General features: G+C 67.3%; 17 protein-coding genes and 1 riboswitch. Of the genes, 13 read left to right on the forward strand and 4 right to left on the reverse strand.

Annotated features, from left to right (window positions below; translation table 11 throughout):
• Positions 1–11 precede the first annotated feature (11 nt).
• Positions 12–566, reverse strand: a complete 555-nt coding sequence (locus ACT531_RS04210; protein ID WP_043565825.1) for an adenine phosphoribosyltransferase — start codon at positions 564–566, stop codon at positions 12–14.
• Between the two features lie 224 nt (positions 567–790).
• Between ACT531_RS04210 and ACT531_RS04215 the strand changes: the two genes are divergently transcribed.
• A complete protein-coding gene (locus tag ACT531_RS04215) occupies positions 791–3,844 on the forward strand; it encodes an EAL domain-containing protein (protein WP_476016572.1) in 3,054 nt (1,017 codons plus the stop codon).
• Between the two features lie 114 nt (positions 3,845–3,958).
• Here the strand turns inward: ACT531_RS04215 and ACT531_RS04220 are convergent, their stop codons facing one another.
• Positions 3,959–5,944 carry a monovalent cation:proton antiporter family protein gene (locus ACT531_RS04220; protein WP_476016573.1) on the reverse strand — a complete coding sequence of 662 codons (1,986 nt, stop codon included), beginning with the start codon at positions 5,942–5,944 and terminating at the stop codon, positions 3,959–3,961.
• Between the two features lie 212 nt (positions 5,945–6,156).
• Between ACT531_RS04220 and ACT531_RS04225 the strand changes: the two genes are divergently transcribed.
• The 4 genes from ACT531_RS04225 to ACT531_RS04240 are packed head-to-tail and all read left to right on the forward strand — an operon-like array spanning position 6,157 to position 9,170.
• Entirely contained in the window at positions 6,157–7,158 is a 1,002-nt protein-coding gene (locus ACT531_RS04225) for a KpsF/GutQ family sugar-phosphate isomerase (RefSeq protein ID WP_476016574.1), read from the forward strand.
• A 2-nt stretch (positions 7,159–7,160) separates the two neighbouring features.
• On the forward strand, positions 7,161–7,730 hold the full coding sequence (locus ACT531_RS04230; protein ID WP_476016575.1) for a KdsC family phosphatase: 570 nt from the start codon (positions 7,161–7,163) through the stop codon (positions 7,728–7,730).
• Positions 7,727–8,347: an LPS export ABC transporter periplasmic protein LptC gene (gene lptC, locus ACT531_RS04235; protein WP_121941452.1), complete on the forward strand. Its 621-nt coding sequence runs from the start codon at positions 7,727–7,729 to the stop codon at positions 8,345–8,347. Before ACT531_RS04230 ends, lptC begins: the two co-directional genes overlap by 4 nt.
• A gap of 40 nt (positions 8,348–8,387) precedes the next feature.
• On the forward strand, positions 8,388–9,170 hold the full coding sequence (locus tag ACT531_RS04240) for an SDR family oxidoreductase (RefSeq protein WP_476016576.1): 783 nt from the start codon (positions 8,388–8,390) through the stop codon (positions 9,168–9,170).
• Positions 9,171–9,292: 122 nt separating this feature from the next.
• Here ACT531_RS04240 and ACT531_RS04245 read toward each other — a convergent pair whose 3' ends face one another.
• Both ACT531_RS04245 and ACT531_RS04250 read right to left on the reverse strand, forming a co-directional pair.
• Positions 9,293–9,841: an RNA recognition motif domain-containing protein gene (locus tag ACT531_RS04245; RefSeq protein ID WP_476016577.1), complete on the reverse strand. Its 549-nt coding sequence runs from the start codon at positions 9,839–9,841 to the stop codon at positions 9,293–9,295.
• 271 nt (positions 9,842–10,112) lie between these two features.
• Complete coding sequence (locus tag ACT531_RS04250) at positions 10,113–10,490, reverse strand: RNA recognition motif domain-containing protein (RefSeq protein ID WP_015016399.1); 378 nt, start codon at positions 10,488–10,490, stop codon at positions 10,113–10,115.
• A gap of 245 nt (positions 10,491–10,735) precedes the next feature.
• A riboswitch (yybP-ykoY riboswitch) is annotated at positions 10,736–10,928 on the forward strand.
• Positions 10,929–10,937: 9 nt separating this feature from the next.
• Between ACT531_RS04250 and ACT531_RS04255 the strand changes: the two genes are divergently transcribed.
• From ACT531_RS04255 to ACT531_RS04290, 8 genes are all read left to right on the forward strand, one after another.
• The gene (locus tag ACT531_RS04255; protein ID WP_015016398.1) at positions 10,938–11,504 is read left to right on the forward strand and encodes a TMEM165/GDT1 family protein; all 567 of its coding nucleotides are present in this window, start codon (positions 10,938–10,940) and stop codon (positions 11,502–11,504) included.
• A gap of 245 nt (positions 11,505–11,749) precedes the next feature.
• Positions 11,750–12,880 carry a homoserine O-succinyltransferase MetX gene (metX, locus tag ACT531_RS04260; RefSeq protein WP_476016578.1) on the forward strand — a complete coding sequence of 377 codons (1,131 nt, stop codon included), beginning with the start codon at positions 11,750–11,752 and terminating at the stop codon, positions 12,878–12,880.
• Positions 12,877–13,461 carry a methionine biosynthesis protein MetW gene (gene metW, locus ACT531_RS04265; protein ID WP_015016396.1) on the forward strand — a complete coding sequence of 195 codons (585 nt, stop codon included), beginning with the start codon at positions 12,877–12,879 and terminating at the stop codon, positions 13,459–13,461. The genes metX and metW overlap by 4 nt, the downstream gene beginning before the upstream one ends.
• A gap of 83 nt (positions 13,462–13,544) precedes the next feature.
• Positions 13,545–14,678: a glycerophosphodiester phosphodiesterase gene (locus tag ACT531_RS04270; protein ID WP_476016579.1), complete on the forward strand. Its 1,134-nt coding sequence runs from the start codon at positions 13,545–13,547 to the stop codon at positions 14,676–14,678.
• Between the two features lie 230 nt (positions 14,679–14,908).
• Positions 14,909–15,742: a hydroxypyruvate isomerase family protein gene (locus ACT531_RS04275; RefSeq protein ID WP_476016580.1), complete on the forward strand. Its 834-nt coding sequence runs from the start codon at positions 14,909–14,911 to the stop codon at positions 15,740–15,742.
• Between the two features lie 159 nt (positions 15,743–15,901).
• Positions 15,902–17,965, forward strand: coding sequence for a methyl-accepting chemotaxis protein (locus ACT531_RS04280; protein ID WP_476016581.1), 2,064 nt, complete (start codon positions 15,902–15,904; stop codon positions 17,963–17,965).
• Positions 17,966–18,064: 99 nt separating this feature from the next.
• Positions 18,065–19,291 carry a GGDEF domain-containing protein gene (locus ACT531_RS04285; RefSeq protein WP_476016582.1) on the forward strand — a complete coding sequence of 409 codons (1,227 nt, stop codon included), beginning with the start codon at positions 18,065–18,067 and terminating at the stop codon, positions 19,289–19,291.
• A gap of 70 nt (positions 19,292–19,361) precedes the next feature.
• The gene (locus ACT531_RS04290) at positions 19,362–20,852 is read left to right on the forward strand and encodes a M20 family metallopeptidase (RefSeq protein WP_476016583.1); all 1,491 of its coding nucleotides are present in this window, start codon (positions 19,362–19,364) and stop codon (positions 20,850–20,852) included.
• Positions 20,853–20,875: the final 23 nt, after the last annotated feature.

A 20,875-nucleotide genomic window follows, 5' to 3' on the forward strand; every position in this document is an offset into this window, starting at 1 on the left:
AAGGCCCCGGGTCAGTGCCCTGCAAAGTCCACCAGGGTGTACAGCGGCAGGCCCGCATCGCGCAGGCGCTGTGATCCGCCCAGCTCGGGCAGATCGACAATCGCGGCGCCTTCGGTGACGGTGGCCCCCAGTTTCTCCAGCAGCTTTTTGCCGGCCATCATGGTGCCGCCGGTGGCGATGAGGTCATCGATCAGCAGCACGCGGTCGCCGGCCTTCACGGCGTCGGTGTGCAGCTCCACCGTGGCGCTGCCGTATTCCAGTTCATACGTTTCCTCCACCGTGGTGAACGGCAGCTTGCCTTTCTTGCGGATGGGCACGAACCCCACGTTCAGCTCATAGGCCACCACAGCGCCTAGGATGAAGCCCCGCGCGTCCAGGCCTGCCACCACATCGGGGCGCAGCGCCTTGTCCATGTAGCGGTGCACAAACGCGTCGATCAGCACACGGAACACTTTCGGGTCTTGCAGCAGTGGCGTGATGTCGCGGAACTGCACGCCAGGCGCGGGCCAGTCAGGGACGGTGCGGATGTGCTGACGAAGGTACTGGTTGACGCTGAGGGGCTGCATGGCGGGTGTGGGAGTGATGACGGTGAGGCGGCCCGGACGGGGGCCAATGCCTGTGCGCGCGCAAGGGGCTGGCCGGTGGCGCAGCGCTCGGAAAGTGCGAGAGTGTAAACAGCCCGGCCGTTCCCGCGCGTGCCTGCACCAGACGCCATAATGTGTTTCACTGGCGTTACAAACTGCGCGCCGCCTGTGGCGGGCGGTGCCCCAACCCCCACGACGATCGGCCCATGCCCATCTCCGTCCTGCTGATCGAGAGTGATCACCCCCACGCACAGGCCGTGGCGGGGGCGCTGGCCGACCCCTGGTCGGGCTGGCGCGTGGACGTGGTGGAGTCCATCGCCGAGGCGCGCGAATATCTGCTTCGCCACCGGCCCGACATCGTGCTGGCGGCCCAGCGCACCATGGACGGCTCGGCCTTTGACCTGCTGCAGCTGCTCGACGGCGTTCCGGCCATCATCATCGTGCGCATGGGGGCGGAGACCCACGCGGCGCAGGCCATGCGCCATGGCTTTGACGACTTCACCGTGCAGGACCCGGCGCTGGACTACCTGCTCACCCTGCCCGCACAGATCGAAGCCGTGCTGGAGCGCACCTCCAGCGCCCGTGCCCGCCGCGCGGCCGAGGCCATGCTGGCGCGCCAGCACCGGCTGCTGCAGGCCATCTCACGGGCCCAGGGCATGTTCATTGCCAGCTCGGGTCCCCGGGCGGCGTTCGAGGCGCTGCTGGGCGAGTTGATGACGCTGACCCAGAGCGCGTTTGGCCTGGTGGGCCAGGTGCAGCGGGCCGATGACGGGCACCCCTACCTGCGTGTGCACGCGATGACCGACATCAGCTGGGACGAGGCCTCGCGCCAGCGCTACGCCCAGCATGCCGAGGACGGCATGGTGTTCGACAACCTGCATTCGCTGGTGGGCGCAGCCCTGGTGTCGGGCGAGCCCGTGATCAGCAACGATGCCAGCCACGACCCGCGCAGCGCGGGCACGCCGCCCGGCCACCCCACGCTGCGCACCTACCTGGGCCTGCCCATCCATGCCGCAGGCGAACTGGTGGCCATGGTGGGCCTGGCCAACCGCAGCAGCGGGTACTCCAACGCCGACGTGCAGTTTCTGCAGCCCCTGCTGAGCACGATCGGCCAGCTGGAGACCGCCCGCCGCGCCGAGCTGGCCCGCAGCCATGTGGAGGCCGAACTGGCCCGCACCAGCGCCCTGCTGGCCGAGAAGACCCGCGCCCTTGAAGGCACGCTGGACAACATCTCCCAGGGCATCACCAACGTGGACGCCGAGGGGCGCATCCGCGTCTACAACCAGCGCTACCTGGAGCTGCTGGACCTGCCCGAGAGCCTGCTGGCCACGCAGCCCCTGGTCGAAGAGGTGGTGCGCTTTCAGACCGAGCGGGGTGACTTCGGTCCCAATTTCCAGCTCATCGAGCCCATGGCGCGCAACTATGTGGCCTCGGAGTACGCGGCCCACGGCAACCAGATGCCTTTGCCCGACAGCTATGTGCGGCGCACGCCCAAGGGCCGCTACATCGAGGTGCGCACTCGCGCCCTGGAGCCCGGCGGGCGCGTGCGCACGTTCACCGATGTCACCGACTACCTGAGCACGCTGGAGGCCCTGCGCCAGAGCGAGGCGCGCTGGCGCAGTCTGACGGACCTGTCGTCCGACTGGTACTGGGAGCAGGACGATCAGTTCCGTTTTGTGCGGCTGGACGGCAACCCGTACCACACGGAGGGCGTGCCCGACGAGATGCATTACGGCCTGACCCGCTGGGAGCTGCCCGACACCTTCGTCACCGAGGGGCAATGGCGCGAGCACCGCGAGCAGCTGGAGGCGCACCAGGTCTTTCACGACTTCGAGATGCAGCGCCTGTCCCAGGACGGCAGACCCGTGTGGGTGTCGATCAGCGGCGAGCCCATCTTTGACGAAGAGGGGCGCTTCACCGGCTACCGGGGCGTGGCGCGCGACATCACCGAGCGCAAGCTGGCCGAGGCCGAGATCCAGCGCCTGGCGTTCTACGACGAACTCACCGGCCTGCCCAACCGCCGCCTGCTCATGGACCGGCTGGAGCGCGCGGTCGCTACCACCCAGCGCGAGGGCCGCCACGGTGCGCTGCTGTTCCTGGACCTGGACAACTTCAAGGGCATCAACGACACCATGGGCCACGAATGGGGCGACCGCCTGCTGGTGCAGGTGGCCGCGCGCATCGGGGCCTGTGTGCGGGCCACCGACACCGTGGCGCGGCTGGGTGGTGACGAGTTTGTGGTCGTGGTGCAAGGCCTCCACAGTCAGGAGGTCGAAGCCGCCGCCGAGGCCGAAGCCGTGGGGCAGAAGGTTCTGGTGGCGCTGAACCAGCCCTATGTGGTGGACGGCTGCGACATGCACAGCACGCCCAGCATTGGCATCGCGCTGTTCCAGGATGCGCAGCAGCCTGTGCAGGAGCTGCTCAAGCGCGCCGACCTGGCCATGTACCAGGCCAAGGCGCAGGGGCGCAACACCCTGTGCTTTTTTGACCCCGCCATGCAGGCCGCTGCGTCGGCGCGCTCGGCACTGGAGGGCGACATCCGCCAGGGCCTGGCGCGCAACGAGTTTCTGTTGCACTACCAACCGGTGGTGGACGCCACCGGCCACCTGCTGGGAGCCGAGGCGCTGGTGCGGTGGCAACACCCGCAGCGCGGCATGGTCTCTCCCGCCGACTTCATCCCGCTGGCCGAGCAGACCGGGCTCATCCTGCCCCTGGGCCGGCAGGTGCTGGCCATAGCCTGCCGCCAGCTGGCCCAGTGGGCCACCGCCCCGGCAACGGCTGCGTGGACGCTGGCCGTCAACGTGAGTGCGCAGGAGTTCCGCCAGCCCGATTTTGTGGAGCAGGTGCTGGCCGCGCTGCGCGATGCGGCCGCCAACCCGCGCCTGCTCAAGCTCGAACTGACTGAAAGCCTGCTGCTGCACGACGTGGAGGACAGCATCCTGAAGATGCAGGCGCTGCGCACACTGGGAGTGGGCTTTTCGCTGGACGACTTTGGCACCGGTTACTCGTCGCTCAGCTACCTCAAGCGCCTGCCGCTGGACCAGCTCAAGATCGACCAGAGCTTTGTGCGCGACGTGCTCACCGACCCCAACGACGCCACCATCGCCTGCACCATCATCACGCTGGCCCGCAGCCTGGGCCTGGACGTGGTGGCCGAGGGGGTGGAGACCGAAGGGCAGCGCGCGTTCTTGCTGCGCAACGGCTGCCGCCAGTTCCAGGGCTACCTGTTCGGGCGACCTGGGCCCGCAGGGTTGCTGTAGTTTGCTATCAAATATGTAGCTGTTGGCGTATATTGCACTAGCTCTGCAGGCCGATTTCATTCCAATGGGGTGCCTAGCCACCCGCTGAGTTGCCGGCGGCGTGCCCCAGGCTGGTCAGCCTTTCAGCAGTTTGTCTTCTGCCAGCGCCAGCGCGGCCGGGTGGCCCGACAGCACCAGCGTGTCGCCTTCGGCCAGCAAGGCCTCGTCCACCGCTGCGCTCACATGGCCGTTGCCTCGCCGCAGGTTGACCACGCGCACGCCCATGGCCGGCAGCGCCAGCTGACCCAGGCTGCGGCCGAGGGCCGTGGAGCCGGGGGGCAGGTTGATGGTGGACAGGCGCTCCTGGTCGCGCTCGTTCACCGTGTCGTCGTCCGCGCCGTGGAAGTAGCCGCGCAGTAGGTTGTAGCGCGCATCACGCTGGTCCTGCACCAGCCGCAGCACGCGGCGCATGGGCACACCCACCAGGGCCAGGGCGTGGCTGGCGAGCATGAGCGAGCCCTCGATGGCTTCGGGCACCACCTCGGTCGCGCCGGCCTCCTGCAGCTTGTCCAGGTACAGGTCGTCCTGCGTGCGCACCACCACCGGCACCTGCGGCGCGTGCGACCGGGCATTGGCCAGCACCTTCAGCGCGGCGGGCACGTCGATGTAGGTCACGGCCACGGCGCTGGCACGCACCAGGCCGGCGGCCATCAGCGCCTGCAGACGGGTGGCGTCGCCATACACCACCGAGTCGCCCGCCGCAGCGGCCTGGCGCACGCGGTCCGGGTCCAGGTCCAGCGCCATGTAGGGGATGCCCTCGTGCTCCAGCATGCGCGCCAGGTTCTGTCCGCAGCGGCCGTAGCCGCAGATGATCACGTGCTTGCTGGTGTTGATGGATTTGCGCGCAATCGATGTCATCTGCAGCGACTGCTGCAGCCAGTCGCTGGCCACCAGCTTCATCACGATGCGGTTGCTGTACATGATGAGGAACGGCGTGGCGAGCATCGAGAGCACCATGGCCGCCAGGATGGGGTTCATCAGGGCCGGTTGCACCAGCCCATTGCTTTGCGTGAGCGACAGCAGCACAAAACCGAACTCGCCCGCCTGCGCCAGGTACAGCCCGGTGCGCAGCGCCACGCCGGTGGTCGCACCCATGCCGCGTGCCAGCACCAGGATGATCCCCAGCTTGAGCACCAGCGGCACGGTGAGCAGCATCAGCACCAGCGCCCAGCGGTCCACCAGAATGTGCCAGTCCAGCATCATCCCGATGGTGATGAAGAACAGGCCCAGCAGCACATCGTGAAAGGGCCGGATGTCCGTACCCACCTGGTGGCGGTATTCGGTCTCGGACACCAGTACGCCCGCAATGAAGGCGCCCAGCGCCAGGCTCAGGCCCGCCAGCTCGGTCAGCCAGGCCAGGCCCAGCGTGATCAGCAGCAGGTTCAGCATGAACAGCTCGTCGCTCTTGCGCCGCGCGACCAGCGTGAGCCACCAGCGCATCAGCCGCTGGCCGCCGGTGAGCAGCAGGCCCACCAGTACCGTGGCTTTGATCAGCGCCCAGCCCAGCGAAGTCAGCAACTGGTCGTGCGACGACCCCAGCGCCGGAATCAGCACCAGCAGCGGCACCACGGCCAGGTCCTGGAACAGCAGGATGCCCATCACGCGCCGGCCGTGTTCGCTCTCCAGCTCGGCCCGCTCGGCCATGAGCTTGACCACAATCGCCGTGCTGCTCATCGCCATCGCGCCCGACAGCGCCAGCGCCGTCTGCCAGCCCATGTCCCACACCCCGCCCGCCCAGCGCGACAGCACCAGCGCCAAGCCGGACACCACGGCCATCGTCAGCACCACCTGCATCAGCCCCAGGCCAAACACCTGCTTGCGCATGGCGCGCAGCTTGGGCAGGCTGAACTCCAGCCCAATGGCAAACATCAGGAACACCACCCCGAACTCGCCCAGGTGGCGTACGCCTTCAGAGTTCTGCGCCAGTGCCAGCGCATGCGGCCCGATGAGCACCCCGGCCGCCAGGTAGCCCAGCATGGGCGGCAGCTTGAGGCTGCGACAGGTCACCACGCCCAGCACCGCGGCCAGCAGGTAAAGCAGTGTGAGGGCAAGAGAAGACATGGGTTCGATGCTATCCGAGGCTTGAGTTGTGTAACACAGGATTCAAGCAAGCCATTGGCCGGGGCTGCAGGCCGCCGCTGCGTGGCCGTGCGCGCAGGTCTCGCAGCCTTGGGGGCGGGGCGAAGGCTTTGTGGGCTGGGTGCACGGACCGTGCCAGTGGACTTGGGAGGTTGCACGGCCCGGTCCGCATGCCCGGTCGATAGAATCCCTGCATGACTCCCGCTCCCGCCGCGCTGCCCCCTTTTGACGCTGATCAGGCCCTGCGCCTGGCCCGCGAGACCTTCCACATCGAGGTGGAAGCCTTGAATGGCCTGGCGGCCCGCGTGGATGGTGTGTTTGCCCAGGCGGTGCAGATGGTGCTGCAGGCCCGGGGCCGTGTGGTGGTCATGGGCATGGGCAAAAGCGGCCACGTGGGCCGCAAGATTGCCGCCACGCTGGCTTCCACCGGCACCCCCGCGTTTTTTGTCCATCCCGCCGAAGCCAGCCATGGCGACCTGGGAATGGTCACCAGCGACGACCTGGTGCTGGCCATCTCCAACAGTGGCGAAAGCGGCGAACTCACGGCCATCCTGCCCGTGCTGCGGCGCCTGGGCGCGCCCATGATCGCCATGACGGGCGGTCTGCAGTCCACCCTCGCGCGTTATGCCGACCTGGTGCTCGACTGCAGCGTGGCGCGCGAAGCCTGCCCGCTCAACCTGGCCCCCACCGCCAGCACCACGGCCCAGCTGGCCATGGGCGACGCGCTGGCCGTGGCCCTGCTGGACGCCCGGGGCTTCCGCCCCGAAGACTTTGCCCGCTCGCACCCCGGCGGTGCGCTGGGCCGCAAGCTGCTCACCCATGTGAGCGACGTGATGCGCTCGGGCGCCGAAGTGCCGCGCGTGGCGCCCGAAGCCTCGTTCAGCGACCTCATGCGCGAGATGAGCGCCAAGGGCTTGGGCGCCTCGGCCATCGTCGATGCAGCAGGGCAGGTGCTGGGCATCTTCACCGACGGCGACCTGCGCCGCCGCATCGAGGCCGGCGCAGACCTGCGGTCTACAACCGCCGCCCAGGTCATGCACGCCAACCCGCGCCGCATTGCGCCCGACGCGCTGGCCGTGGACGCCGCCGAAATGATGGAGGCCCACGCCATCACCAGCGTGCTGGTGGTGGACGCAGCGGGCGTGCTGGTGGGCGTGGTGCACATCGGCGACCTGATGCGGGCGAAGGTGATCTGACGATGGCGCTGTCCCCGCAGACCTCTCCCTCTCCTGCCCTGCAGATCGACCCTGAGCTGCTGCTGCGCGCCCAGGGCGTGCGCGTGGCCTTTTTCGACGTGGACGGTGTGCTCACCGATGGCGGCCTGTACTTCAGCGAAGCGGGCGAAACCATCAAACGCTTCAACACCCTGGACGGCCACGGCCTCAAGCTGCTGCAAAAGGCCGGCATCACCCCCGCCGTGATCACCGGCCGCGACTCTGCCCCGCTGCGCCTGCGTCTGAAGGCCCTGGGCGTGGAGCACGCCGTGTTCGGCACCGAAGACAAGCGCCCCGCCGCCGAGCAGATGCTGGTCACCCTGGGCCTGACCTGGGCGCACGCCGCAGCCATGGGCGACGACTGGCCCGACCTGCCCGTCATGTGCCGCTGCGCCTTTGCCTGCGCGCCCGCCAATGCCCAGACCGAGGTGCGCCACGCGGCCCACTTCGTCACCCAGGCGCGCGGGGGCGACGGCGCGGCGCGTGAGCTGTGCGACCTGCTGCTCGTGGCCACGGGCCGCTACGCGGCGCTGCTGGCGGACTACACCGCATGATCCGCGTGATCCGCCAGGGCTGGGACCAGCTTTCGATCTACCTGCCCGTGGTGCTGATGGGCCTGCTGGCGCTGGGCACCTGGTGGCTGGTGCGCAACGCGCCCATGCCGCAGTTGCCGGCCATTGACCGGCCTGTGAAGCACCAGCCAGACTACTTCATGAAGTCCTTTTCGGTGAAGACCTTCGATGCCACAGGCCGCCTGCAAAGTGAGGTGCAGGGTGACGAGGCACGCCACTACCCCGACACCGATACGCTGGAGATCGACCAGGTCCGCATGCGCTCCGTCAGCCTCGATGGCCGGGTCACCGTGGCCACGGCCAACCGGGCCCTGAGCAATGCCGATGGCTCCGAAGTGCAGTTGTTCGGCAATGCCATCGTCACGCGTGAACCGCTGCCTGCCAAGCCCGGGTCGGCGGCGCAACCCCGCATGGAGTTCCGGGGTGAGTTTTTGCACGCCTTCACCAACACCGAACGGGTGCGCTCGGACCAGCCGGTCACGCTCACCCGCGGCAACGACCGTTTCACTGCCGACAGCATGGACTACGACAACCTCGACCAGGTGCTGCAACTGCGCGGGCGCGTGCGCGGCATGATCCTGCCGGGCACCACGCGATAGCCCCACGCCACCTCGCCTTGCCGCCACAGCCGGAACGCACATGACCCAACCCCTTGTCTTCATCACCGGCGCCTCCAGCGGCATTGGCCAGGCCCTGGCCCACCGCTACCACCAAGCGGGATTCCGCCTGGCGCTGGTGGCTCGGCGCACTTCCGAGGTCAAAACATGGGCAAGTGCAAAAGGAATAAGCCCTGATAGCTATGAAATTTATAGTGCCGATGTGTCGGTGACTGACAGCATCGTCGCTGCGGGGCGTGACTGCATCGCACGCCAGGGGGTGCCAGATGTGGTGATTGCGAACGCCGGCATCAGCGTGGGCATGGACACGGCCGTGCTGAGCGACATCGACGTCATGGCCCGCACCTTTGCCACCAACAACATCGGCATGGCGGCCACTTTCCAGCCATTTGTGGATGCCATGGTGCAGCGCGGCAGCGGCACCCTGGTGGGCCTTGCCAGCGTGGCCGGCATCCGCGGCCTGCCGGGTCATGGAGCCTATTGCGCCAGCAAGGCGGCGGTCATCAGCTATTGCGAGAGCCTGCGCGGTGAATTGCGCCCCCATGGCGTGCGCGTGGTGACGGTGTCGCCGGGCTACATCGACACCCCCCTCACGCAGCAGAACCGCTACAGCATGCCGTTTTTGATGCAGCCTGCCGATTTTGCCGACCGGGCGTTCCGCACCATTCAGGCGGGCGTGAGCTACCGGGTCATCCCCTGGCAGATGGGCGTGGTTGCCAAGCTGCTGCGCATGCTGCCCAACTCCTTGTTTGACAAGGTGCTGGCGGGCCGCCCGCGCAAGCGCCGCCAAAGCGAAATGCAGTGAGGGCCAGGGCTTGCACCAGGAGCCTCAGGGCGCCAGCAGGGGCGATGGATGGCTACCTCGACGTGCCGTCACCATGAAAAAGGGCCCCTGAGGGCCCTTTTGACTGAAAGAACGGGTGTGATTCAGTAGCCGCCGTTGCCGCTGCCACCGTAGCCGCCACCACCGCCATTGCGACCGCCTCCTCCGCCGTTGCGCGAGCCCGAACCGTAGGGGCTGCGGAAGCCACCTTCGCTGCGGCCACCGCCGCCGTAGCCGCCGCCACCGTCACGGCCACCGCCGTAACCACCGCCACCGCCCTCGCGGCCACCACCATAGCCACCGCCGCCGCCTTCACGGCCGCCGCCGTAGCCACCACCACTGCGGCCACCACCGCCGTAGCCGCCGCCACCGCCGCCAAAACCACCACTGCGGGGTGGGCGTGGCTCCATAGGACGGGCTTCGTTGACCACAATGCTGCGGCCGCCGAGGGGCTGGCCGTTCATGCCGTTGATGGCAGCCTGGGCTTCTGCGTCGCTGCCCATCTCCACAAAACCGAAGCCTTTGGAGCGACCCGTGTCGCGCTCCATCATGACCTTGGCGCTGGTCACGGCACCGAACTGGCCAAAGGCCTGTTCCAGATCACCGTCGCGCACCGAGTAAGGCAGGTTGCCGACGTACAGTTTGTTGCCCATCGAGGGACTCCTCAAAAACACATGGATAAAGCGATGGAGTCCCCAAAACGCAGCCAGCTAATCTCAATGACGCTCTCAGCGCGAAACTGACGGATCACCGCAAACTTGAAACGCAGGCAAAGCCCGCAAGCCATTATGCGCCACACTTTTACGGAAAAAGCAAGGGGCTTTGCGTGCTGTGGCGCCCATGCTGCGCCAGAACGCAAAAAGGAGCCCGAAGGCTCCTTTTCATGCCGTCAGCAGACCCTGGGGGAATGCTGATGAGGACTTATTAGTAGCTGTTACGGCCACCGCCGTAACCACCACCGCCGCCACCACCGTAGCCGCCGCCGCTACGGCCACCGCCGTAACCGCCGCCGCCATTGCCACCACCGAAGCCACCACTACGGGGAGCACGGGGTTCCATCGGACGGGCTTCGTTGACCACCAGGTCACGGCCGCCGTAGTTTTGGCCATGCACGCCTTGGATGGCGGCTTGGGCTTCAGCATCGCTACCCATTTCGACGAAGCCGAAACCCTTGGAGCGGCCGGTGTCACGTTCCATCATGACCTTGGCGCTGCCAACCGAGCCGTACTGACTGAAGGTCTGCTGCAGATCTTCGTCGCGGAAAGAGTAGGGCAGGTTGCCCACGTAAAGTTTGTTGCCCATGAAGGACTCCTGAAAAAACACAAAAACGCGATGGAGCCCGACGCAATCAACAAACCTGTGACGACTTCAAAGACGCGAAACTGACCATTCACCGCTAAGCTAACTGCCATTCTGCGAACAGAAAAGCGAAACCATTATTAATCACTTTATGGTGCCCGTGGGGGTTTATTTCTGGGTAAATGAGCCCAAAACAGCGGGCAAGCGTGGTTTTTCGGTGAATTTCAGGGCAAACCATAGGGTAAAATCCGTTAGTCTTTGGGGAGTAGCCCGCCCGGCCGCGCAATGCGCCGGGGGCATGCGTCAACACACTTGGGTTCTTGGAAACCTATGGCGTATGCGGCTTTTGAGCTGGGCGAGACCATTGACTGCAAACCGATCCACATGGCCGGAGTCGGGGTGCAGTCAATGCGTTTTCCACCCATCCGGCCGGATAGGACCCCCTCCCCCATGGAAGCCTTCTTCATTTCCACCGCCATCGTCGCGCTTGCCGAGATGGGCGACAAGACCCAGCTGCTCGCGCTCGTGCTGGCCGCCCGTTTTCGCAAACCCTGGCCCATCGTGCTGGGCATCCTGGTCGCCACACTGGTCAACCACGGTCTGGCCGGCGCTGTCGGTGCCTGGGTGACCACCTTCCTCGGCCCGCAGGTACTGCGCTGGATTTTGGGCGCCTCGTTCATCGCCATGGCGATCTGGATGTTGATCCCCGACAAGCTGGACGAAGGCGAAGCCGACGGCTCCCCGCGCTGGGGCGTGTTCGGCACCACAGTGGTCGCGTTCTTCCTGGCCGAGATGGGCGACAAGACCCAGATCGCCACCGTCATGCTGGCCGCCAAATACAGCGCCTATCTGTGGGTGGTGGCGGGCACCACGCTGGGCATGATGCTGGCCAATGCGCCGGTGGTCTGGCTGGGCGAGCGCATCACGCGCAAGGTGCCCATCCGCGCGGTGCATCTGGTGTCTGCCGCGATCTTTCTGGTGCTCGGCCTGCTGGCCATTTTTTCGTCGGCAGCCTGATCTGAACCGATCAACGGGCTGGGCGACGCGGCGCTGCTTTGGTATATTTGCCAGACGCGCCGATTTGCCACAGCTTGCGGGCGCTTTATAAATTCTGCTAAAGACCCGTCCGACACACCTGCCCGGCCTCGTTTTTAGCGACGCCGGGTATTTTTTTGCCGAGGTTTTGCCCTCGGCGACAGCGGCTCCCCAGGGGGCTTCGGCGGTTGCAAGCGGTGGAACGTGAGGGCTTACCCGTTCCAACTATGTCGTTCATCGCCACACCCCAGTCCATGCATTTCTCGGAGGTGCTCCCGCTGCAAAGCGGCGCGTCGATCCGCGACTACCACCTGGCCTACGAGACCTACGGCACGCTCAATGCCGACCGCTCCAACGCCGTGCTTGTGTGCCATGCGCTCAACGCCTCACACCATGTGGCGGGCGTGTACGCGGGGCAGGACAAGAGCGAGGGCTGGTGGGACAACATGATCGGCCCCGGCAAGCCCGTGGACACCGACCGCTTCTTCGTCATCGGCGTGAACAACCTCGGCTCCTGCTTCGGCTCGACCGGCCCCATGCACCCGCACCCGGACACGGGCGAGGTCTACGGCGCGGACTTCCCCGTGGTCACGGTGGAGGACTGGGTCAACGCCCAGGCCCGCCTGCTCGATCGTCTGGGCATCACGCAACTCGCTGCTGTGCTGGGCGGCAGCCTGGGCGGCATGCAGGCGCTCAGCTGGACGCTGCAGTACCCCGAGCGCATGCGCCACGCGGTGGTGGTGGCCAGCGCGCCCAACCTGACGGCCGAGAACATTGCCTTCAACGAGGTCGCCCGCCGCGCCATCGTGACCGACCCGGACTTCCACGGCGGCCACTTCTACCGCCACGGTGTGATCCCCAAACGCGGCCTGCGCATCGCCCGCATGATCGGCCACATCACGTATCTCAGCGACGACGTGATGAACGAGAAGTTCGGCCGCCAGCTGCGTGAAGGCATCGATCTGAAGTACAGCACGCAGGACATCGAGTTCCAGATCGAAAGCTACCTGCGCTACCAGGGCGACAAGTTCAGCGACTACTTCGACGCCAACACCTACCTGCTGATCACCCGCGCGCTCGACTACTTCGACCCCGCCCGCGCGCACGCCGGCAACCTCACGCGCGCCCTGGCCCGTGCCACGGCGAAGTTCCTGCTGGTGAGCTTCACCACCGACTGGCGCTTTTCGCCCCAGCGCAGCCGCGAGATCGTCAAGGCCCTGCTCGACAACCGCCGCAGCGTGAGCTACGCCGAGATCGATGCGCCCCACGGGCACGATGCATTTTTGCTGGATGACGCCCGGTACATGGGCGTCATGCGCTCTTACTTCGATAGCATTGCCAAGGAGTTGCAAGCATGACGGACAAAGCGGCAATGCAAGCCCTGGCGCGCCTGGTGCCTCCCGGCTCGCGCGTGCTCGACCTGGGCTGTGGCAACGGCGCCATGCTCGACTACCTGCAGCGCGAGCGCGGCTGCAGCGGCTACGGCGTGGAGATTGACGACGCCAACGTGTTGGCCTGCGTGCAGCGCGGCGTGGATGTGATCCAGCTCAACCTCGACGAGGGGCTGGCCATGTTCGACGACAACAGCTTTGACGTGGTGCTGCAGATCGACACGCTGCAGCATTTGCGCAATGCCGAAACCATGCTGCGCGAGACAGCGCGTGTGGGCCGCACCGGCGTGGTGGCCTTCCCCAACTTTGCGCACTGGCCCAACCGCCTGTCCATCCTGCGCGGGCGCATGCCCGTGACGCGGCGCCTGCCCTACCAGTGGTACGACACGCCCAACATCCGCGTGGGCACGTACAAGGACTTCGAGGTGCTGGCCACCAAGAACAGCCTGCGCATCCTCGACTCCTTTGGGCTGCAGGACGGGCAGGAGGTGCGCTGGCTGCCCAACGCCCGTGCGGGCACGGCCGTCTTCCATTTCGAGCACGCATAGTGCTTACCGGGGTGTACGCCCCGGCGACACACCGCTGTCAACCGCATCGGCTAAGGTGCAGGCTCCATTTGGAGGAGACCCGCATGAAACGCATTGCACTGCGCGCCGTGACCGCTGCCGCGCTGCTCACCACCTGGGCGCTGGGCGCCGTGGCCCAGGCCTGGCCGCCCACACCCACCGTGATTGCCCACCGGGGCGCTTCGGCCCTGCGGCCCGAGCACACGCTGGCCGCGTACCAGAAGGCCATTGATGACGGCGCCGACATCATCGAGCCCGACCTGGTGATCACTAAGGATGGAGTGCTGGTGGCCCGACACGAGAACGCGATCGCCATCTTGAACGCCGACGGCTCGGTGAAGGAAGCCACCACCGACGTGGTGGACCGCCCCGAGTTCGCAGGCCGCAAAACCACCAAGACCATCGACGGCCAGGCCGTCACCGGCTGGTTTACCGAGGATTTCACGCTGGCCGAGCTGAAAACCCTGCGTGCCCGCGAGCGCATCCCCGCGCAGCGCCCGGCCAACGTGGCCTACAACGGGCAGTTCGAGGTGCCCACCTTGCAGGAGGTGATCGACCTGGCCAAGGCCCAGAGCGCCAAAACGGGCAGGACCATCGGCATCTACCCCGAAACCAAACACCCCACCTACTTCCAGTCCATCGGCCTGCCGCTGGAGGCGCCGCTGCTGGCCGCGCTGGAAAAGAACGGCTGGAACCACAAGGACGCGCCCGTGTTCGTGCAGTCGTTCGAGGTCAGCAACCTGCAGGCGATCCGCAAGCTCAGCAGCGTGCGCCTGGTGCAGCTGGTGGCGCCCTCGGGCCGGCCTTATGACTTTGTGGCCCAGGGCGCGGCCAACACGCGCGGCTATGCCGACCTGATCACGCCCGAGGGCCTGAAGCAGGTGGCCACCTACGCCAACGCCATTGGCCCGTTCAAGACCCTGGTGGTGCCGGTGAAGGACGGCGTGCCCGGCGAGCCCACGCCCTTGGTCGCTCAGGCCCACGCCGCCGGGTTGGCGGTGCACATCTGGACGCTGCGGCCCGAAAACGCCTTCCTGCCCGCCGGGCTGAAGAAGGCGCCCACAACCGATGGCACCGTGCGCGGCGACAGCGTGGCCGAGATCACGGCCTACCTGCGTGCGGGCATCGACGGCTTCTTCACCGACGACTCGGCGGTAGGCCGTGCGGCCGTGTTGGCGGCGGGAAGCCGGGCCAAATAGACAGAGGTGGGGCGCCGCGCGGGGCGCTCAAGCCCGCGCTGGCTCCCTCCCACCTGTGCTGCGCATCTCATTGCATCATTTTTACTATTGTTTTGATAGCTGCTCGGGTATGACCGACTGGCGCTACCTGCCTGTAGCGCATTGAATCTGCCACCAACAGGCCCCGCGCTGCGGCCCACAGGCTGCGGCGCGATAAGCTGGGGGGTTTCGATCGCCGCCCCATTGCCCCCATGCCCCAGTTCGCCGCCCACCTGAGCCTGATGTACCCCGAGCTGCCCTTGCTCGACCGTTTTGCGGCGGCAGCGCGCGACGGCTTTCGGGCGGTGGAGCTGCACTTTCCCTACGCCGTCGACCCCCGCGAGATCGCTGCCCGGCTGCAGGACAACGGCCTGCAGCTGGTGCTGTTCAACGCCCCCGCAGGCGGGTTCGCGCCCGCCGACATGGCCCACGCCTGGGACCAGGGCGCACGCGGCCTGGCCGCGCAGCCGGGGCGGGAGGCGGAGTTTCGCGCTGGCGTGCTGGAGGCCCTGCGGTACGCCGAACGGCTGGGCTGCCCCTACATCAATGTGCTGTGCGGCACCGTGCCGCCCGGCGTGGAGCGCGAATCGCTCAAGGCCCTGTGCGTGGACAACCTGCGCTGGGCGGCAGACCAGGCGGGCCGCGCGGGGTGCGACATCCTCATCGAACCCACCAACCTGCGCGATGTGCCGCGCTATTTCTTGAACCGGCAGGACCACGCGCACGAGCTGCTCGATGCGGCCCAGGTGCCCCACCTGAAGGTGCTGATGGACCTGTACCACTGCCAGCTGGTGGAGGGGGACCTTCACGGCAAGCTGCAGCGCTACCTGCCCACGGGCCGCGTGGCCCACATCCAGGCGGCGGGTGTGCCTGCGCGCAATGAGCCCGACCGGGGCGAGCTGCACTACCCGTTCCTGTTCGACGCTATCGATGCCCTGGGCTACACGGGCTGGGTGGGTTGCGAATACAGCCCGTCGGCAGGGACATCGCAGGGGCTTGGCTGGCGGGACCTTGCCCTGCGCAACGGCCCCCAGCACCCGGCCTAAATCGTTTCGCGGGCCGACTCCAGTACGCGCGAATGCGTAAGGGAATGCGTGAATAAATGTAACAAGGTGCTGGGCTTAGAGTGAAAGCAGACCGGCCCAGTCGGCTTTTGCATTTCTTGGCGCATTGCCTTGCGCATCCCAATTCAGGAGACACCCCGCATGCCCGCATCCCTTGCCAACAACCGATCCGTCGCACGCCAGGTCACGTTGACCGCCATTGCGCTGGTGGCCCTGGTGCTGGTGCTGGTGGGGCTCGCGATTGGCGTGCTGACCGAGCGCAGCACCCGCGCGCAGGTGGTGGCCAGCGTGGGCGACACGGCGCAGAGCGTGGCGCAGTCGCTGGACGCGGCCGACAACACCAACCGCGAACTGGTGCAGCTGACCATGAAGGGCTTCCAGCGCTACTTCGAGGCCACCATGCAGCTCGACGAAGCCTCGGGCGAGCTGCGCAGCTACGGCGCGCTGGTGAACGAGGACTACGGCTCGGTCGACAAATTCGCCAGCGAGACCGGCGGCATTGCTACGGTGTTCGCCAAGAAGGGCGATGACTTTGTGCGCATCACCACCTCGGTCAAGAACGACAAGGGCGAGCGCCAGATGGGCACGCCGCTTGGCCGCACCGACCCGGCCTACGCCACGGTGTCCAAGGGCGAGCCCTACACCGGCGTCACGGTGGTGAACGGCAAGCCCTTCATGGGCCACTACCTGCCCGCCAAGGACGCCTCGGGCAAGGTCATTGCGCTGCTGTTCATCGGCAACGACATCAGCGTGTTCCACGCCATGCTGCAAAAGCAGGTGGCACAGACCAAGTTCTTCGAACACGGCGGCACCTACGTGATCAACCCCGGCACGTCGCTGGACCAGGCCGTGTTTGTGTACCACCCCACAGCACGCGGCAAGCGCGTGCTGGAGGCCTACCCGCAGGCGCGCCCGTTTTTTGAAGCGCTGGCCGCATCGCAGGACGGCTTTGTGCGCGAGGCCGCAGACGTGCTGGGCACCGGCGCCGAGAACCCCTGGGCGCTGGTGCGCAAGACCGGTGGCGGCTGGTGGGTGGTGGCCGAGGTGGCCGATGGCGAGGCCATGGCCAGCCAGCGTCGCGTCACGCTGGCCGTGTGGGGCCTGATGGCCGTGGCCGTGGTGCTGCTGGCCATCGGCCTGTTCGTCATGCTGCGCCGGGGCGTGAGCCGCCCGCTGCAGGACCTGACCCAGGCCATCACGCTGGTCGCGCAGGGCGACCTCACCGAGGCTTTCCACACCACGCGGCGCGACGAGATCGGCGCCCTGGTGCAGGAGGTGGAGGGCATGCGCCAGCGCTACACGCAGATGCTGCAGCAGGTGCGCAATGCGGTGGACAGCATCACCACCGCCAGTGCCGAGATCGCCAGCGGCAACCAGGACCTGTCGGCCCGCACCGAGGCCACGGCCAGCAGCCTGGCGCAGACCGCACAAAGCATGGAGCACCTGACCTCCACCGTGCGCCAGTCGACCGACGCTGCCCGCCAGGCCAACCAGTTGGCCAGCACCGCTGCCGAGGTCGCCGCGCGTGGCGGCCAGGTGGTGGGCGAGGTGGTCACCACCATGGGCGACATCAACCAGAGCTCCCGCAAGATCGCCGACATCATCGGCGTGATCGATTCGATTGCGTTCCAGACCAACATCCTCGCGCTCAACGCGGCCGTGGAAGCCGCCCGCGCGGGTGAACAGGGCCGGGGTTTTGCCGTGGTGGCCAGCGAGGTGCGCAACCTCGCCGGGCGCAGCGCCGAGGCGGCGCGCGAGATCAAGGCGCTGATTGGTGCGTCCGTAGAGCGGGTGGAATCGGGCGCGCGCCTGGTTCAGAACGCGGGCAGCACCATGGACGAGATCGTGGGCTCGGTCAAACGGGTAGGCGACATCATTGGCGAGATCACGGCCGCATCGACCGAGCAGTCCGACGGCATCGGCCAGGTCAACACCGCCGTCAACCAGCTCGACCAGATGACGCAACAGAACGCTGCGCTGGTGGAACAGTCGGCCGCTGCCGCCCAGAGCCTGCGCGAGCAGGCCACGCGGCTGGCGGGCGCGGTGCAGGTGTTCAAGCTCTCGCGCGGCGATGGCTCGGCGGGCCACGGCGGCCTGGGCTACGCCTCCCGCACGGCCCTGGCCGCGCCCATGGCGCAGACCGGCGACGGCGAAGGGCAGCATGCGCCCGGCAGCGGCACGCGGGCGCCCGCCCAGCTGCAATAGGGCACACCACCGGTGCGGGTGGTCATCCGGCGGTTTGCGGCCTGTAGTCCTTGGTTTATGCTGGCCTGATTCCTGTCACTCCCCTGCCCAACTGCATCCATGGCCGCCCACGTCCCCACCATGCTGGCAATGATCATTGCCAGCTCCCTCATGATGGCGGCCTCCATGGCCGTGGTGGGGTGGGGCCGGCGGCGCGACGGCCTGGGCCGCTGGGCGGCGGCCCTGCTGGTCAATGCCATCGGTCACCTGCTGATCATGCTGCGCGGCCTGATCCCCGACCTGTTGTCCATCGTGGTGGGCAACCTGATGTTGTCCAGCGTGTTCGTGGGGATGATTGCGGCGGTCTACCAGTTCCAGGGGCGGCCCGTGCGCTGGGCCCTGTTGCTCGCGCCGCCGCTGCTGGTGCTGGTCTTTGTCTCGGTGTTCATCGACAACTTTCCGGCGCGGGTGAGTTTTGTGGGCCTGGTGATAGGGCTGCAGGCCGTGTGGGCGCTGCTGGCGGCGCTGTCGCACCGGCACGCCACCGTAGGGCGAGGGCAGTGGCTGCTGGTGGCAGGTCTGTCGCTGGAGGCCGTGGTGCTGGGGGGGCGTGCGCTGGTGGCCATCAGCACCCATTCCGAGGCCACCAACATCCTGCAGGGCAGTGGGCTGCAGACGCTGACTTTTCTGGCCACTTTCTCGGTGGTGCTCGTCAGCTCGGTGGGTTTTGTGTTCATGTCGCGCGACCGGGCCGACGAAAACAACCGCGTGCTGGCCGCGCTGGACCCGCTCACCGGCGTGGCCAACCGCCGCTCGCTGATCGCCGCGCTGGACCGCGACGTGGCCCGCGCCCAGCGCATGCGCGAGCCAATGGCGCTGATGATGGTGGACATCGACCACTTCAAGGACGTGAACGACCAGTACGGCCACCCGGCGGGGGACCGCGTGCTGTGCAGCGTGGTCAACGTGCTGCGCCAGCGCGTGCGTGCGCAGGATCTGGTGGGCCGCTACGGGGGCGAAGAGTTCATGGTGCTCCTGCCCGACACCGGCCTCGTGGGGGCCGAGCAGCTGGCGCGCGAGCTGTGCAAGGCGGTCGAGGAGTCCCGCTGCACTGCCGATGGCGTGCCCGGCCCGGGCATTGCCGTCACGGTGAGCATTGGCGTGTTTGGCGGGCGGCTGGAGTCGGGTGACAGCTGGGACATGCTGATTGCCGCTGCCGATCGCGCGCTGTACCAGGCCAAGAACAACGGCCGCAACCGCGTCGAGGTGGCCACGGGCCTGCGCCGCCCAAGCGCCCAGCTGGCGGCCCAGGCCAATCCCGAGACCCTGCCCGAGTCTCTGTATTGACCGATGGCGCCCGGCTGGGGGTTGTGTTGGAATGGCGGATTGATCACCTTCCGCCTTCAGGAGCCCCCCCATGAACGCCCGCGTGCCCTCCCAAGTCCTTCAGCCTGAGCTTGCCCTGCAGCGCGTCAGCCAGGCCTGGGACAGCGACATTGTTCGCCAGCTCACCGACTACATCGCCATCCCTGCCAAGTCCCCCACCTTCGCGGCCGACTGGGCCGAGCTGGGCCTGCTCGACACCGTGGTGCGCAACGCCGCCGCCTGGGTGGAGTCGCAAAAGGTCGAGGGCCTGACGCTTGAAATCGTGCGCCTGGAAGGCCGCACCCCGGTGCTGTTCTTCGAGATCGCTGCCACCCAGTCCAATGCCACCGACACCGTGCTCATGTACGGCCACCTGGACAAGCAACCCGAGTTCTCTGGCTGGCGCAGCGACCTGGGCCCCTGGACACCCAAGTACGAAGACGGCAAGCTCTACGGCCGGGGCGGCGCCGATGACGGCTACGCGGTCTACGCCAGCATCGCCGCCGTGCAAGAGTTGAAGCGCCAGAACGTGCCACACCCGCGCATCGTGGGCCTGATCGAGACTTGCGAGGAAAGCGGCTCGCGCGACCTGCTGCCCTACATCGATGCCTTGAAGCCCCGCATGGGCAACGTGGCGCTGGTGGTGTGCCTGGACTCTGGCGCGGGCAACTACGACCAGCTGTGGCTCACCACCAGCCTGCGCGGCATGGCCAGCGGCACGCTCAAGGTCGAGATCCTCACCGAGGGCATCCACTCCGGCGATGCCTCGGGCCTGGTGCCCTCGTCGTTCCGCATCATGCGGCAGGTGCTGGACCGGCTGGAAGACAGCGCCACCGGCCGCCTGCTGCCCGCCAGCTTCCACTGCGAAGTGCCCACCGACCGACTGGCCCAGGCCCGCGCCACGGCGGCCATCCTGGGCGAAGAGGTGTACAAGCGCTTCCCCTGGGCGCACTACGACTGCGGCGGCTCCACCGTGTTTGCCCTGCCCACCACCACCGACCCGGTGCAGGCCCTGCTCAAGCGCACCTGGGAGCCCACGCTCAGCGTCACCGGCGCCGAGGGCTTCCCGGCGCTGCAGGACGCGGGCAACGTGCTGCGCCCCTACACCGCCTTCAAGCTCAGCCTGCGCCTGCCCCCGCTGGTGGACGCCGCGCAAGCCGTGCAGGACCTGAAGGCGCTGCTGGAAGACAACGCGCCCTACCAGGCCAAGGTCACCTTCCAGAGCGGCGGCGGTGCCACGGGCTGGAATGCCCCGGCCACCACACCCTGGTTCGAGCAGGCGCTCAACGAGGCTTCGCAGGCGCACTTTGGCGCGCCCTGCGGCTACATCGGCCAGGGCGGCACCATCCCGCTCATGAACATGCTCAGCGAAGGCTTTCCCACCGCGCAGATGATGGTGTGCGGCGTGCTGGGCCCCAAGAGCAACGCGCATGGCCCCAACGAGTTTTTGCATGTGCCCTATGCCAAGCGCCTCACCGCCTCCGTGGCACACGTGATGGCGGCCATGGCCCAGCAGGCGGCCGCTGCGGCCCCGACCCCCTGATAGCACAGGGCGCCACACCACGC

This window comes from Acidovorax sp. DMC1, assembly GCF_056314325.1.